Source organism: Pseudomonas sp. OST1909, from assembly GCF_015277575.1.
Classification (GTDB): Bacteria; Pseudomonadota; Gammaproteobacteria; order Pseudomonadales; family Pseudomonadaceae; genus Aquipseudomonas; species Aquipseudomonas synxantha_A.
This window is the reverse complement of record NZ_CP063780.1, coordinates 4,901,170-4,915,017: the sequence shown is the minus strand read 5'-3', so window position 1 is coordinate 4,915,017 and position 13,848 is coordinate 4,901,170. Positions and strand designations below refer to the sequence as shown.

14 protein-coding genes and 1 pseudogene are annotated in these 13,848 nt (G+C 60.8%); 10 read left to right on the top strand and 5 right to left on the bottom strand.

Going from position 1 to position 13,848, the window contains the following annotated elements:
• Positions 1-8 precede the first annotated feature (8 nt).
• From IH404_RS21315 to IH404_RS21300, 4 genes are all read left to right on the top strand, one after another.
• On the top strand, positions 9-722 hold the full coding sequence (locus tag IH404_RS21315) for a GntR family transcriptional regulator (RefSeq protein WP_078822091.1): 714 nt from the start codon (positions 9-11) through the stop codon (positions 720-722).
• A complete protein-coding gene (locus IH404_RS21310) occupies positions 719-1,720 on the top strand; it encodes an ADP-ribosylglycohydrolase family protein (RefSeq protein ID WP_005790510.1) in 1,002 nt (333 codons plus the stop codon). The genes IH404_RS21315 and IH404_RS21310 overlap by 4 nt, the downstream gene beginning before the upstream one ends.
• 188 nt (positions 1,721-1,908) lie before the next feature.
• A complete protein-coding gene (locus IH404_RS21305; protein WP_005790508.1) occupies positions 1,909-3,375 on the top strand; it encodes a cytosine permease in 1,467 nt (488 codons plus the stop codon).
• Entirely contained in the window at positions 3,368-4,297 is a 930-nt protein-coding gene (locus IH404_RS21300) for a PfkB family carbohydrate kinase (protein WP_194438969.1), read from the top strand. Before IH404_RS21305 ends, IH404_RS21300 begins: the two co-directional genes overlap by 8 nt.
• Before the next feature lie 104 nt (positions 4,298-4,401).
• Here the strand turns inward: IH404_RS21300 and IH404_RS27895 are convergent.
• The 4 genes and pseudogenes from IH404_RS27895 to IH404_RS21285 form a co-directional block, all read right to left on the bottom strand.
• Positions 4,402-4,578, bottom strand: a pseudogene (locus tag IH404_RS27895) (termination factor Rho); the annotation flags it as partial.
• A 34-nt stretch (positions 4,579-4,612) separates the two neighbouring features.
• A complete protein-coding gene (locus IH404_RS21295) occupies positions 4,613-4,879 on the bottom strand; it encodes a hypothetical protein (protein WP_005790502.1) in 267 nt (88 codons plus the stop codon).
• Positions 4,880-4,930: 51 nt separating this feature from the next.
• Positions 4,931-5,269, bottom strand: a complete 339-nt coding sequence (locus IH404_RS21290) for a hypothetical protein (RefSeq protein WP_005790501.1) — start codon at positions 5,267-5,269, stop codon at positions 4,931-4,933.
• Between the two features lie 85 nt (positions 5,270-5,354).
• Entirely contained in the window at positions 5,355-6,551 is a 1,197-nt protein-coding gene (locus IH404_RS21285; protein ID WP_194438968.1) for an MFS transporter, read from the bottom strand.
• 189 nt (positions 6,552-6,740) lie between these two features.
• Between IH404_RS21285 and IH404_RS21280 the strand changes: the two genes are divergently transcribed.
• From IH404_RS21280 to IH404_RS21255, 6 genes are all read left to right on the top strand, one after another.
• Positions 6,741-7,220 carry a GNAT family N-acetyltransferase gene (locus IH404_RS21280; protein ID WP_005790497.1) on the top strand — a complete coding sequence of 160 codons (480 nt, stop codon included), beginning with the start codon at positions 6,741-6,743 and terminating at the stop codon, positions 7,218-7,220.
• Positions 7,221-7,368: 148 nt separating this feature from the next.
• Positions 7,369-8,190 carry an SDR family oxidoreductase gene (locus tag IH404_RS21275; protein WP_194438966.1) on the top strand — a complete coding sequence of 274 codons (822 nt, stop codon included), beginning with the start codon at positions 7,369-7,371 and terminating at the stop codon, positions 8,188-8,190.
• A 32-nt stretch (positions 8,191-8,222) separates the two neighbouring features.
• Entirely contained in the window at positions 8,223-9,203 is a 981-nt protein-coding gene (locus IH404_RS21270) for a substrate-binding domain-containing protein (protein WP_078822086.1), read from the top strand.
• Positions 9,200-10,699: an L-arabinose ABC transporter ATP-binding protein AraG gene (gene araG, locus IH404_RS21265; RefSeq protein ID WP_194438963.1), complete on the top strand. Its 1,500-nt coding sequence runs from the start codon at positions 9,200-9,202 to the stop codon at positions 10,697-10,699. Before IH404_RS21270 ends, araG begins: the two co-directional genes overlap by 4 nt.
• Positions 10,700-10,719: 20 nt before the next feature.
• On the top strand, positions 10,720-11,685 hold the full coding sequence (araH, locus tag IH404_RS21260) for an L-arabinose ABC transporter permease AraH (protein WP_005790489.1): 966 nt from the start codon (positions 10,720-10,722) through the stop codon (positions 11,683-11,685).
• Positions 11,686-11,871: 186 nt separating this feature from the next.
• Positions 11,872-12,675 carry an IclR family transcriptional regulator gene (locus tag IH404_RS21255; protein WP_122732243.1) on the top strand — a complete coding sequence of 268 codons (804 nt, stop codon included), beginning with the start codon at positions 11,872-11,874 and terminating at the stop codon, positions 12,673-12,675.
• Here IH404_RS21255 and IH404_RS21250 read toward each other — a convergent pair whose 3' ends face one another.
• Positions 12,676-13,728, bottom strand: a complete 1,053-nt coding sequence (locus IH404_RS21250; protein ID WP_005790484.1) for an NAD(P)-dependent alcohol dehydrogenase — start codon at positions 13,726-13,728, stop codon at positions 12,676-12,678.
• Positions 13,729-13,848 lie beyond the last annotated feature (120 nt).

The following is a 13,848-nucleotide window of genomic DNA, read 5'->3' as shown; positions in this document are numbered from 1 at the left end:
ATTTGTACATGATTAGACATGTTCGATTTGATAAGAAAAAACGCGTCGTCGACGAGCTCATCCGCCGTATCGAAGGCGGGGTCATGGCCGACGGTTTGCTGTTGCCGGGTGAGCATCAGTTGGCCGAGGAGTTTGCGGTCAGCCGTGGCACGCTGCGCGAAGCGTTGGCCGAGCTCAAGCGCCGTAACTATATCGCCACCCAGAGTGGTGTCGGCTCCATCGTCACCTTTGATGGTATGGTCCTCGACCAACGCAGCGGTTGGGCCCAGGCCCTGGCAGACACGGGGGCTCAGGTGAGCACCGACGTGCTGCGTTTCGAAGCCGTGACGCGCCCGGACCTGTTCAGCCGTTTCGGCACCGATCAATTTATTGCCCTGGATCGCCGCCGGAACACGGCCGATGGCGTTGCGGTGTCCCTGGAGCGTTCGTTGATGCCAGCAGTGGGCGGCCTGGAAAGCCTGCCCCGCATTGGCCTGATCGATGATTCCCTGACTATCACCCTGGCGGCCTACGGTTATGTGGGCGCCGAAGGTGACCAGTGGATCGGCGCCGAGCCCCTGAGCGATGAAGATGCTCAATTGCTCGGGCGCGCTGCCGGCACGGTATTTCTCAAAGCTTCGCGCACCACCTACGACCGTCGCGAACGCTTCATGGAGCATGTCGAAAGTTTGCTCGACCCGCTGCACTTTCGCCTGCATCTGCAGTTTGGAGCCGCCAAATGACCCGGGAAGATCGCGCACTCGGTGCTTTCTATGGCTTGGCCCTGGGCGATGCCTTGGGTATGCCCACACAATCCTTGAGCCGCGAACAGGTGAAAGCGCGCTTCGGAACTATCACCGCCCTGGAAGACGCCGATGCCGACCAGCCCATCGCACCGAACATGCCCGCCGGTTCCATTACCGATGACACCGAGCAGGCCATCCTGGTCGCTGAGTTGCTGGTGCAAGGCCAAGGCCGGATCGAACCTGCCGTGCTTGCCCAGCGCCTGATCGACTGGGAAGCGGGAATGCGCGCCAAGGGTTCCCAGGACCTGCTCGGGCCGTCGACCAAACGGGCGATTGATATGATCCTGGCTGGCCATACGCCGCAAGAGTCCGGACGCTACGGCACCACCAATGGTGCGGCCATGCGCATCACCCCGGTGGGCATCGCCGCCGATGTGAGCGAGACAGCCTCGTTTATCCAGGCGGTGATCCAGGCTTGCCAGGTCACCCATAACACCAGCCTGGGTATCTCCAGTGCCGCGGCCGTGGCGGCGGTGGTCTCCGCCGGCATCAATGGCGTGGACCTCGGCGAAGCCTTGAACATCGGCATTCAGATTGCCCAGCAGGCTGAAAGCCATGGCCACTGGGTGGCCGGTGGACGCATTTCCACTCGCATCAGTTGGGCCCGCACCCTGAGTGTCGGCAGCGATGACAAGGCCCTGTTTGCCGATTTGCTCTACGAATTGATCGGGACGTCTGTTGCCTCGCAAGAGTCGGTGGTGGTGTCGTTCGCCCTGGCGCAGCAAGTCGCGTCCGGCGATATGAATGCCTTCGAAGCGCTGTGCCTGGCCGCCAGCCTGGGGGGCGACACCGACACGATCGCCGCGATCCTGGGGGCCATGCTCGGCGCGTGCCTGGGGATGCAGTGCTGGCCAGAGGCGCTGATCGAGCAGGTCAAGCAGGTCAATGGCCTGGACTTGCAGCCGCTGGTCCAAGCGTTATTGGCCTTGCGATAAACACGGAACTAAATGTGGGAGCTGGCTTGCCTGCGACAGCGGTTTTCCAGTTGCTGCTGGGCTGGTTGACACACCCCAATCGCAGGCAAGCCAGCTCCCACATTAAAAAGCGTTGAGTCAGGAAGACTGCATAAAGATTCGACTCGCTGCCACAACCACAACAATACAGGCACCAGGAGCACCCCTTCATGAGCAGCACCTCTAGTGGCCAAAGCGCCGGGCAGTTGGAAACACGCGGCATCGAGCCGGTCCCGGAAGGCGAGTGCAACGGCCATCCGCTGCAACTGTTCTGGGTATGGTTTGCCGCCAATATCAGCATCCTCGGCTTGCCGCTCGGCGCAACGTTGGTCGCGTTTCGGGGCCTGGCCATCTGGCAGGCGATCATCGTCGCAATCCTTGGCGCAGCGGGCTCCTTCGCGGTAGTGGGCATCATCTCCATCGCCGGCCGCCGTGGTCGCGCGCCCAGCCTGACGTTATCCCGCGCTATCTTTGGCGTACGCGGCAATATCGGCCCGACCGTGGTCTCGCTGATGTCGCGCCTGGGTTGGGAAACCGTCAATACCACCACGGCCGCCTTTGTGTTGCTGTCCTTGTGTTCGATCCTGTTCGGTTCGGCGGTAGAGGCGAAAAGCGCCCCCTTACTCACGTTGATCTTCATCGCCATCTTTGTACTGCTGACCCTGGCAGTGTCCGGCCTCGGCCACGCCACGCTGCTGGTGATCCAGAAGTGGGCCACCTATGTCTTTGGCGGTTTGAATATCCTGGTGGGCGGCTTTCTGTGTGCCACTATCGACTGGAGCGCGGTGTTCAATGCCACACCTGCGCCGTTGAGCGCGATGATCATCGGCGTCGGCACCATGGCCGCCGGCACCGGCATTGGGTGGGCCAACGCCGGTGCCGATATGTCGCGCTACCAGCACCGCAGCGTCAAGGCTGTGCGCCTGGTGGCCAGCGCCGCCTTTGGCGCGGGCATCCCGCTGGTGTTGCTGATTACCCTTGGTGGCCTGCTGTCAGTGGGTAACAACGACCTGGCGTCGGCCACCGACCCCATCATCGCGATCCGCGACATGCTGCCCACCTGGATGGCGGTGCCTTACCTGATCACCGCATTCGGCGGGCTGTTGCTGTCGAATAACCTGTCGGTGTATTCGGCCGGTCTTACCACCCTGACCCTGGGTTTGAAGGTCAAGCGCGTGCACGCGGTGATTGTCGATATCGTGGCGATCTTTGCCGGTTCCATCTATTTCATGCTGATCGCCGACAGCTTCTATGGCCCCTTCATCACCTTCATTTCGTTGCTGGCGGTGCCGATTACGGCGTGGGTCGGGATCTTCGTGGTCGACCTGATGCACCGGCATTACTACAGCCCCAAGGACTTGCTGGATGTCAGTCCGAGCAGCGCTTACTGGTATCGCGGCGGTGTGGAGTGGCGTGCGTTCGGCGCCTGGGCCGTGGCTATCGTGCTGGGGTTCTGCTTCACCACCATCGGCACCACCGCGCAAAATATCTGGTTCGCCGGGCCGCTGTCCGACTCCTGGTTGGGCCACAACGGCCTGGGCTGGATCGTCACATTCCTGGTCGCAGGCGGCCTTTATGCGGTACTGGGCGGCGCGTCTGATCGTCGCCCGGCTTTGGTAGAGGGTACCCATGCCTAGATTGCTGCATACCGGCCAGGTCATTGTCGACTTGGTCATGGCCCTCGACACCCTGCCGGCAACTGGCGGTGACGTACTGGCCAAATCTGCCAGTTTCGAAGCGGGTGGTGGCTTCAACGTCATGGCGGCGGCGCGGCGCAATGGGATGTCGGTGGTTTACCTTGGGCGCCACGGCAATGGCCGGTTTGGTGACTTGGCTCGCGCCGCGATGCAGGCTGAAAAGATTGAAATGGCATTGACTGCGAGCAGCGAGAAGGACACTGGTTTGTGTGTGTCCCTGACCGAGGCCACCACTGAGCGTACGTTCATTTCCCATATCGGCGCCGAAGGCGAATTGAGTGCCGAAGATTTGGCCAGGATCGTCCCGCTCGCCGATGACTACGTGTACGTCAGTGGCTACAGCCTGCTCCTTGAGGGCAAGGCGCAGCCGTTGATCGACTGGCTGCTGGCGCTGCCGCGAGAGATCGTAGTGGTGTTCGATCCTGGACCGCTGGTCAAGGCGCCGGATTCAGTCTTGATGCGGGCGTTGTTGGCACGTATCGATATCTGGACCAGCAATGGCCCGGAAGCTCTGGCGTTTACCGGTGCCCTTGAGATCGCCGCGGCGTTGCCTGAGTTGAGTCGACATCTGCCTGCGCAAACCTTGCTGGTCGTACGTGATGGGCCCAATGGTTGCTGGGTAGGGCGCACAGGGGGCATCGAGCATGTGCCCGGTTTCAAAGTGCAAGCGGTCGACAGCAACGGTGCGGGGGATGCGCACGCAGGGGTGTTTATTGCCGGCTTGGCGCAGGGCTTGAAACCTGTCGAGGCGGCGCGTCGAGCGAATGCTGCGGCGGCGTTGGCGGTGACACGTTGGGGGCCGGCTACTTGCCCAGGCGCAGCCGAAGTCGATGCACTAGCCAACGAATACACACCAACCTAAATGTGGGAGGGGGCTTGCTCCCGATGCAGTCGTGTCAGTTAAAGATAAGCAAACTGACATGCCACCATCGGGAGCAAGCCCCCTCCCACATTTCGGATCGATGTTTAACCTGCTTTTTTCAGCGCTTGGACCAACTCATCCTTACTCATGGTCGAGCGCCCACGAATATCCTTGGCCCGTGCTTCTTTCAACAAACTTTCCTTGGATTGCTTACCTAATGAAGCCCTACTGCTGCGCAGGTGCCCCTCACGGTTGGTCGCCGCGCGCTTGGGCGACTCCTTCTGGCCCCGGTCGCAGGGCCAGACCAGAAATGACTTACCGAGGGCCTGCACCGTCGAGCTTGCGAGCCTCATCCACACCCGAGGCGGTGAGCTTGATCGGCAGGTTCAACGAGTATTCACCGGCGTCGTCGGTGGTCACATGCCCATCCTTGATCAACCCGCGATCTTGCAGAAACGCCAAGACACTGGCGACTTCTTTCTCACCGCGGTAGTTGTCCAGTACCTCCTTGCCCAAGCCCTGGGGATGAGCGTGCAACAGGCGGGTGAGGACTTCTTTTTCAAGGTTTCTATCGACGTTCATGTGTACCTCTTCACTGGGAAATGATCGGGTGTTGGTGTTGCCAGGGATCTATCAAGGCGCTGGTTGTTTCGGTGCACCTGGCAGATTCGAGTCGTCGCCTTTATTGATCTTCGGCTCATTGACCGACGGGCCCATTTTGCCGTTGCCGACCGCAGCCGGGGCCTGGCGCTGGGTGTCATGGCCCTGGGTGTGAGGGTCGGCGCCGTTGGTATTGTCGATGATCGCGCCGCCGTTGGTATCCAGGCCAGTGCCCATGGATTTCTGCGATTCAGTCGTCGCGTCGGGCGTCGGGTCGGTGGGGCCGGTCGACGAAGTCGCCGCAAAGGCGCTCAGGGACGCCGCGGACAGCAGGCCGGTGAGGGCGAGGGCAGCAAATTTGGAATTTTTCATGAGGGTGTCTCCATATGATTAATGTCCTTACCCTTTATTGGTCAGCCACCCTTTGCTGTTCGTGCATTGATGGCGACGAACGGTATCAGCTCACCTGTATCACTTTATGTATCGATACTCGCCGCACGATCAGGCGCGCCACGGTGATCGACCAGTTCAGTGCCGCGATGACCAGTACGCTCAACAGCATCGTCGACAGGCCGAATTCGACAATCATCTTGCCCGCGAGCCACGGGAACCCGAAGACGCCGATAAAGTACGCCAGGCTGAACAGCAATAATGCCTGGGACATGGTGCCGCTGGGTGCTTCATTGGCCACCAGCCCATTGATCACCGAGTACGTCAGGCCATACCCGACCCCCAGCGTGGCGGCAGCCACCAGATAGCTGAAGTTACCGCTCACCCCGAACGCGAATAGCGCAACCGCGCCAAACATGACGCCGGACAATACGCACGCAGCCTGATAGGCATCACGCTTGACCACAAAGCCGGCGATCAGCAGCCGGCTGGTGATCGCAGCAGTCAGGAAACCCGCGAAGAACAGTGAATAATCCAGCTGATGGGCCAGCGCATAGCTGGTCTGGAATGACGACAACCCACCAAACACGCAGCCACCCAGGCCGACCATCAAGATGGCGAACGCTGCCTTGGACGTCAGCACGCGGCGGCTTGCTGTCCAGGTAATCTTCGACGCCGGCACGTTTGCGTGCTGTTTGAACTGCGCGCCCATGCGCCAGAACATCACAACCCCGGCAAGGCTGGCCAACCCGGCAATGTAGAACGCTGTCGTCAGGGGCAAGCCCAGCGCGGTGGCGGCGCGCCCGAGCAACGGGCCGGAACCGATCCCGCTCAACATGCTGCCGGACAGCAGGGCAAAATACTTGGCGCGCTGCTGGGGTTGCACCAGCAGGGTCACGATGATCGGCCCCAGGGTATAGAACACGCCCCAGCCCAAGCCCAGGGATAGCCCGAACAACATCAGGCCCTGGCCAAACCCGGGGGACAGGGCAAACCCGAGGCAGGCCACCACCAGCATTACACCCGTGCCCGCAATCGCTCGCGCTGCGCCCAGCGCATCCGCCAGGTGCCCGGAAACGACCACCGCCACAAAAGTGCTGAGCATTGCCGTGGCAATAACACTGCCGGCGTCGTGCTCGTTGCCGCCGCGTGAATGAATCAGCAGCGACAGCAAAAAGGTCGAGCCGTAGGACAGCGACAATAAGAAACTGGCGAGGCAGAACAGCGCGAATGTCTTCGTGCCAACTGCAGACGTGGTGGGCATGAGCAGGACCTGAATGTTGGAATTATGCAGCTTGTTTACCATGGGCGCTCATTGGGATTGTTCTGTGATTACTGGTGCTGGCATTACTCTGGGGCGGAGTAAAAAGACTTGCGTCGGCATGAGATTGCGCTGCAATCGGTCATCAAACCGCCTTAATATGTGGCCTTTGAAATTGCCCAAGGCGCGCCCATGACCATCGAGATTCGCCCCGCCGTACCCAGCGATGCTGCGCAGATCCTGAGTTTCATCACCGAGCTTGCCGAATATGAGAAAGCCCGGCACGAAGTGATCGCCAGCGTGGTGGATATCGAGCGCAGCCTGTTCAGCGAGGGCGCTACCGCCCATGGTCTGATCTGCCTGCGCGACGGTTTGCCGATTGGTTTTGCCGTGTTCTTTTTCAGCTACTCCACCTGGCTGGGCAGCAACTGCCTGTACCTGGAAGACTTGTATATCAACCCGGAGCAACGCGGCGGCGGAGCGGGCAAGAAGCTGTTGCGCCACCTGGCGAAGATTGCCTGTGATAACGGCTGTGGGCGTTTCGAGTGGAGCGTGCTGGACTGGAATGAACCAGCGATTGCCTTCTACAAATCCATCGGTGCCCAGCCTCAGGAGGAGTGGGTGCGCTATCGCATGGAAGGCGAGGCGCTGAGGGATTTTGCCCAAGGCTGACCGACATTCCAAACCGGCTATCAATGGCCGGTTTTTTTTGTCTTTGTTCACAATATGGGATGCAAATTTATATATTGAGATATTTCAAGGTCTGGGTTTATAGTCGCTTGCATCAGCACTCACTACCAAAAATAAAACAGGTGAAGCGATGCAGGCACAACCGTTGTCCCTACCCGCCGTGCCCGAGCCGACTTACGGCGAGCGGCTGAAGAACAAGGTGGTGATCATCACCGGCGCTGCGCAAGGCATTGGCGAGGCGATCGTGGCTTGCTTCCAGGCCCAGCAGGCGCGGTTGGTGATTGCGGACATCCAGGGTGAAAAAGTCGAGAAAGTCGCCGCCTGTTGGCGCGAACGTGGCGCCGAGATTTGCGCACAACCTGTAGATATCACCTCCAAAGAGCAATGGCAGGCGCTGGTCAATCTCGCCATCGAGCGTTTTGGCCGGGTGGACGTACTGGTCAACTGCGCCGGGGTCAATGTGTTTCGCGACCCGCTGGAAATGACCGACGAGGATTGGCGCCGCTGTTTCGCCATTGACCTTGATGGCGCCTGGTTCGGTTGCCGTGCAGTGCTGCCGCACATGATCGAGCAGGGCATCGGCAACATCATCAATATTGCCTCCACCCATTCCAGCCACATCATCCCCGGCTGCTTTCCTTATCCTGTCGCCAAGCATGGCCTGCTCGGCCTCACTCGCGCCCTGGGCATCGAATACGCGCCCAAGGGGATCCGCGTAAACGCTATCGCCCCGGGCTATATCGAAACCCAGCTTAACGTCGACTACTGGAACGGCTTTCCCGACCCCCGCGCCGAACGCCAGCGCGCGTTTGACTTGCACCCGCCCAAGCGCATCGGCCAACCCATTGAGGTGGCGATGACCGCGCTGTTCCTGGCGACCGACGAGGCACCCTTTATCAACGCCACGTGCCTGATGATCGATGGCGGGCGTTCGGTGATGTACCACGACTAAATCGTTTTCCAATAACAAGAAAGAGGTGGTTCATGTTCAAGAAGACTCTTGGCGCTGTGGCGCTGGCAATGGTGTTCAGCGGCTTTGTATCGGCTGAAGAAGTGAAGATCGGCTTCCTGGTCAAGCAGGCCGAAGAGCCGTGGTTCCAGACTGAATGGGCCTTCGCCGAAAAAGCCGGCAAGGAGCATGGCTTCACCGTGATCAAGATCGCCGTGCCCGATGGCGAGAAAACCCTCTCGGCCATCGACAGCCTCGCCGCCAACGGCGCCAAGGGCTTTGTGATCTGCCCACCGGACGTGTCCCTGGGCCCGGCCATTGTCGCCAAGGCCAAGGTCAATGGCCTGAAAGTCATGGCCGTGGATGACCGCTTTGTCGATGCCAAGGGCAACTTCATGGAAGACGTACCGTACCTGGGCATGGCCGCGTTTGAAGTGGGCCAGAAACAAGGGGCCGCCATGGCCGCCGAAGCGAAAAAACGCGGCTGGGACTGGAAGGACACCTATGCGGTGATCAACACCTTCAACGAACTCGACACCGGCAAGAAGCGCACCGACGGCTCGATCAAATCCCTGGAAGACGCTGGTATTCCCAAGGATCACATCCTCACCGCCGCGCTTAAAACCCTCGACGTACCCGGCAGCATGGACGCCACCAACTCGGCCTTGGTCAAGCTGCCGAGCGGCGCGAAGAACCTGATCATCGGCGGCATGAACGACAACACGGTACTGGGCGGCGTGCGCGCCACCGAAAGTGCCGGTTTCAAGGCGGCCAACGTCATCGGCATCGGCATCAATGGCACCGACGCCATTGGCGAATTGAAGAAAGCCGACAGTGGTTTCTTCGGCTCCATGCTGCCGAGCCCGCATATCGAAGGCTATAACACCGCGCTGGCGATGTACGAATGGGTCACCACCGGCAAGGAACCTGCGAAGTACACCGCCATGGACGAAGTCACCCTGATCACCCGCGAGAACTTCAAGGAAGAGTTGACCAAAATCGGGTTGTGGAAATGACCGCTGCGGCCCTGCGTTTTGACGCGATCGGCAAAACCTTTCCTGGGGTCAAGGCGCTGGACGGCATCAGCTTCACCGCCCACCCCGGGCAGGTGCATGCCCTGATGGGCGAGAACGGTGCGGGCAAGTCGACCCTGCTGAAAATCCTCGGCGGCGCCTACATTCCCAGCAGCGGCAGCGTGCAGATCGGCGCGCAGGTCATGGCGTTCAAGAACGCTGCCGACAGCATCGCCAACGGTGTCGCGGTGATCCACCAGGAACTGCATCTGGTGCCGGAAATGAGTGTGGCCGAGAACCTGTTCCTCGGGCACTTGCCGACGCGTTTCGGTGTGGTCAATCGCGGTTTGCTGCGCCAGCAGGCGCTGGCATGTCTCAAGGGCCTGGCCGATGAGATCGACCCCGACGAGAAGCTCGGGCGCCTGTCCCTGGGCCAGCGCCAACTGGTGGAAATCGCCAAGGCGTTGTCCCGCGGTGCCAACGTGATCGCCTTCGATGAGCCGACCAGCAGTTTGTCGGCGCGGGAAATCGACCGGCTGATGGCAATCATTGCGCGCCTGCGCGACGAGGGCAAAGTGGTGCTCTACGTGTCGCACCGCATGGAAGAAGTGTTCCGTATCTGCGATGCGGTGACGGTGTTCAAGGACGGTCGCTACGTGCGCACGTTCGAAGACATGAGCACGCTGACCCACGACCAGTTGGTGACCTGCATGGTCGGTCGCGATATCCAGGACATCTACGACTACCGCCCACGCGAGCACGGCGAAGTGGCGCTCAAGGTAGACGGCCTGCTCGGCCCGGGCCTGCGCGAGCCGATCAGCTTTGCGGTGCGCAAGGGCGAGGTCCTTGGGCTGTTCGGGCTGGTGGGGGCAGGGCGCACCGAGCTGTTTCGCCTGCTCAGTGGGCTGGAGCGCACCAGCGCCGGCAGCCTGCAGCTGTGCGGGCAAGCCCTGCAATTGCGCTCACCCCGCGACGCCATCGCCGCCGGTATCTTGCTGTGCCCGGAGGATCGCAAAAAGGAAGGCATCATCCCGCTGGGCAGCGTCGCCGAAAACATCAACATCAGTGCCCGGGATGCGCATTCCACCTTTGGCTGGCTGTTGCGCGAAGGCTGGGAGAAAGCTAACGCCGACCGGCAGATCCAGGCGATGCGGGTCAAAACCCCGAACGCGGCGCAGAAGATCCTGTACCTCTCCGGCGGCAATCAGCAGAAAGCCATTCTCGGCCGCTGGCTATCGATGCCGATGAAGGTCCTGCTGCTGGACGAGCCCACCCGCGGTATCGACATCGGCGCCAAGTCGGAGATTTACCAGATCATCCATAACCTGGCGGCCAGCGGCATTGCGGTGATCGTGGTGTCCAGCGACCTGATGGAGGTGATGGGCATTTCCGACCGCATCCTGGTGATGAGCGAAGGCGCCCTGAGCGGTGAACTGCACCGTGCCCAAGCGGATGAAGCGCGCCTTTTGCAACTGGCGCTCCCGCGTTCGCGGGCTTGAAGAAATAAGAGGGGTTGGCTATGTCTGAAGTTAAAACTGCAAAGGGTTTCTGGCCGGGGTTCAACCAGCGCAAGTTTCTCGACGACTGGGTGATGCTGCTGGCAGCGTTGAGCATCTTTGTACTCAGCGCGGTATTTATCGACAACTTCCTTTCGCCACTGAACATGCGCGGCCTGGGGCTAGCGATATCCACGGTGGGCATCGCCGCGTGCACCATGCTGTTCTGCCTGGCGTCGGGGCACTTCGACTTGTCAGTGGGGTCGGTGATCGCTTGTGCCGGGGTGGTGGCGGGCATCGTGATCCGTGACACCGACAGCGTGGTTCTCGGCGTGTCGGCGGCACTGGCCATGGGGCTGGTGGTGGGGCTGATCAACGGCATCGTGATTGCCAAGCTGCGCATCAATGCGTTGATTGCCACCTTGGCGACCATGCAGATCGTGCGCGGCCTGGCGTACATCTTCTCCAACGGCAAGGCAGTGGGGGTGATGAATGAAGATTTCTTCGTATTCGGCAATGGCCAACTGATGGGCGTACCGGTGCCAATCATCATCACTGTGCTGTGTTTCGTGTTCTTCGGTTGGCTGCTCAATTACACCACCTATGGGCGCAACACCATGGCCATTGGTGGTAACCAGGAAGCCGCGCTGCTGGCCGGGGTGAATGTCGATCGCACCAAGATCATCATCTTTGCCGTGCACGGTTTGATCGGCGCATTGGCCGGGGTGATTCTCGCGTCGCGCATGACCTCGGGCCAGCCGATGATCGGCCAGGGTTTCGAGCTGACGGTGATCTCTGCGTGCGTGCTGGGCGGGGTATCGCTGAGCGGCGGCATCGGCATGATTCGCCATGTGATTGCCGGGGTGCTGATCCTGGCGATCATTGAGAACGCGATGAACCTGAAGAACATCGACACGTTTTACCAGTATGTGATTCGTGGTTCGATCCTGCTGCTGGCGGTCATCATTGACCGCATGAAGCAACGCTGATGTTCGCCCTGTGAAGAGCAAACTGTGGGAGCTGGCTTGCCTGCGATAGCGGTGTGTCAGCCAGCCCATCTTTAATTGACCCACCGCCATCGCAGGCAAGCCAGCTCCCACCTTGGATCTCCTGTGTTCAGGAGGGCGGTATTTGCCATAATGCCGCTCGTTTTCGTACTACCACATAGGCCCGATATGCAGGAAAACGCCCACACCCCCGTCAAAGACGCCGCCCCCACCGGTACCCAAACCCTGTTGCGTGGCCTGGGCGTGGTGCACGCGGTGGCGGCTGGTGCGCGGGATCTGAAAGAGATTGCCCGGCGTATCGGCACCACGCGCAGTACCACGCACCGCCTGGCCAGTTGTCTGGTGGACGAGCGTTACCTGCGTGTAGTGCCGCAAGTCGGTTACCTGCTGGGGCCCAAGCTGATCGAGTTGGGCTTCCAGGCCCGTGAAGAGCTACCGTTGGTAAGCCTGGCGGTACCCTATCTGGACGAGTTGTCAGCCCTGACCGGCGACACCATCCACCTGGCGATCCGTGAATACGACGATGTGCTTTACCTGCACAAGAACCCTGGCCGCAATGGCCCGGAAATGCGCTCGCGGGTCGGCCACCGTATGCCGCTGGCGCGCACCGGTATCGGCAAGGCGTTGTTGCTGGATGATTCGCCGCAGGAGTGGCAGCGCCTGTACCACGCCAGCTTGCCGGCGACGGGCAAAAGCCTGCAATGGCCGCAGCACCCGGAGCAATCCTGGGCGCAGTTCGAACAGCGCATGGGCGAGTATGTAGCGGGCGGGTATGCGTTCGACCTGGAAGACAACGAACCGTCGATTCGCTGTGTGGCCGCACCGGTGCGCGATGCCGGCGGGCGAATTGTCGCCGGCATCAGCATCGCCAGTACCGTGCCCTACATGCCGCTGGAGAAAATGGCCGAGCTGATCCCTGTGATCAAACAGGTCGCAGCCCGGCTGTCAGCGGAGTTGGGCGCCAAAGCCTGATCAGGCTTTGAGGCTCGCCATGTCGATAACGAAGCGGTACTTCACGTCACCGGCGATCATGCGCGTGTAAGCCTCGTTGATCTTGCGGATGTCGAGCATTTCGATGTCGCAGGTGATGTTGTGCTCGGCGCAGAAATCCAGGACTTCCTGGGTTTCGGCAATGCCGCCGATCAGCGAACCGGCCAGCACTTTACGGCCCAACACCAGTTTCGCGGCATTGACGGGCGGGTCCACCGGCTCGATCAGGCCGACCAGGATATGCACGCCGTCAAAGCGCAGTACATCGAGGTAGGGGTTCAAGTCGTGCTGCACCGGGATGGTGTCGAGCAGGAAGTCGAAGTGCCCGGCAGCGGCTTTCATCTGCTCGGCATCGGTGGACACGATCACATGGTCGGCGCCCTGACGGCGGCCTTCCTCAGCCTTGCTCGCCGAGCGTGTGAACAGCGTCACCTCGGCGCCCATGGCCTTGGCGAACTTGATGCCCATATGGCCCAGGCCGCCCATGCCGAGAATCCCGACTTTGTCGCCGGCCTTCACGCCGTAGTGCTTGAGCGGCGAGTACGTGGTGATGCCTGCACACAGAATTGGTGCAGCGCTGGCCAGGTCGAGTCTGGCTGGGATCTTCACCACAAAATGCTCGCTGACCACGATGCTGTCGGAGTAGCCGCCCATGGTGTTGCTGCCATCCACGCGGTCCGGGGTGGCGTAGGTCATGGTCGGGCCTTCGAGGCAGTATTGCTCAAGGTCTGACTGGCAGGCTTCGCAGTGGCGGCACGAATCCACCATGCAGCCCACGCCCACCAGATCACCGACTTTATGCGCGGTGACGTTGGCGCCGACGGCGGTGACCTTACCGACAATTTCATGGCCCGGCATCAGCGGGTACACGGCAATGCCCCACTCGTTGCGAGCCTGGTGGATATCGGAGTGGCACACGCCGCAGTAGAGGATCTCGATGGCCACGTCATCGACACGCGGGCTGCGGCGTTCAAACGACATAGGGGCGAGGGGAGTGGTGGCCGACTGGGCGGCATAACCGATGGCGGTGTACATGAAGAAACCTCGCAAAAAAGCAATGACAAGTGAGGCGAGCCATTCTGCGTACCGAGCGCACCGGCGGCCATGGCGATTGCTCCGAGTCTCATGCCTATTCGTCCGGCACTGCCTCAAGTT

What these genes read in the sequence shown, in the direction of transcription:
- IH404_RS21305 (WP_005790508.1), top strand. Translation starts at nt 1,909, where the DNA reads ATGAGCAGCACCTCTAGTGGCCAAAGCGCCGGGCAGTTGGAAACACGC.
- IH404_RS21300 (WP_194438969.1), top strand. Translation starts at nt 3,368, where the DNA reads ATGCCTAGATTGCTGCATACCGGCCAGGTCATTGTCGACTTGGTCATG.
- IH404_RS21275 (WP_194438966.1), top strand. Translation starts at nt 7,369, where the DNA reads ATGCAGGCACAACCGTTGTCCCTACCCGCCGTGCCCGAGCCGACTTAC.
- IH404_RS21270 (WP_078822086.1), top strand. Translation starts at nt 8,223, where the DNA reads ATGTTCAAGAAGACTCTTGGCGCTGTGGCGCTGGCAATGGTGTTCAGC.
- araH (WP_005790489.1), top strand. Translation starts at nt 10,720, where the DNA reads ATGTCTGAAGTTAAAACTGCAAAGGGTTTCTGGCCGGGGTTCAACCAG.
- IH404_RS21310 (WP_005790510.1), top strand. Translation starts at nt 719, where the DNA reads ATGACCCGGGAAGATCGCGCACTCGGTGCTTTCTATGGCTTGGCCCTG.
- IH404_RS21290 (WP_005790501.1), bottom strand. Translation starts at nt 5,269, where the DNA reads ATGAAAAATTCCAAATTTGCTGCCCTCGCCCTCACCGGCCTGCTGTCC.
- IH404_RS21250 (WP_005790484.1), bottom strand. Translation starts at nt 13,728, where the DNA reads ATGTACACCGCCATCGGTTATGCCGCCCAGTCGGCCACCACTCCCCTC.
- araG (WP_194438963.1), top strand. Translation starts at nt 9,200, where the DNA reads ATGACCGCTGCGGCCCTGCGTTTTGACGCGATCGGCAAAACCTTTCCT.
- IH404_RS21315 (WP_078822091.1), top strand. Translation starts at nt 9, where the DNA reads ATGATTAGACATGTTCGATTTGATAAGAAAAAACGCGTCGTCGACGAG.
- IH404_RS21280 (WP_005790497.1), top strand. Translation starts at nt 6,741, where the DNA reads ATGACCATCGAGATTCGCCCCGCCGTACCCAGCGATGCTGCGCAGATC.
- IH404_RS21295 (WP_005790502.1), bottom strand. Translation starts at nt 4,879, where the DNA reads ATGAACGTCGATAGAAACCTTGAAAAAGAAGTCCTCACCCGCCTGTTG.
- IH404_RS21285 (WP_194438968.1), bottom strand. Translation starts at nt 6,551, where the DNA reads ATGCCCACCACGTCTGCAGTTGGCACGAAGACATTCGCGCTGTTCTGC.
- IH404_RS21255 (WP_122732243.1), top strand. Translation starts at nt 11,872, where the DNA reads ATGCAGGAAAACGCCCACACCCCCGTCAAAGACGCCGCCCCCACCGGT.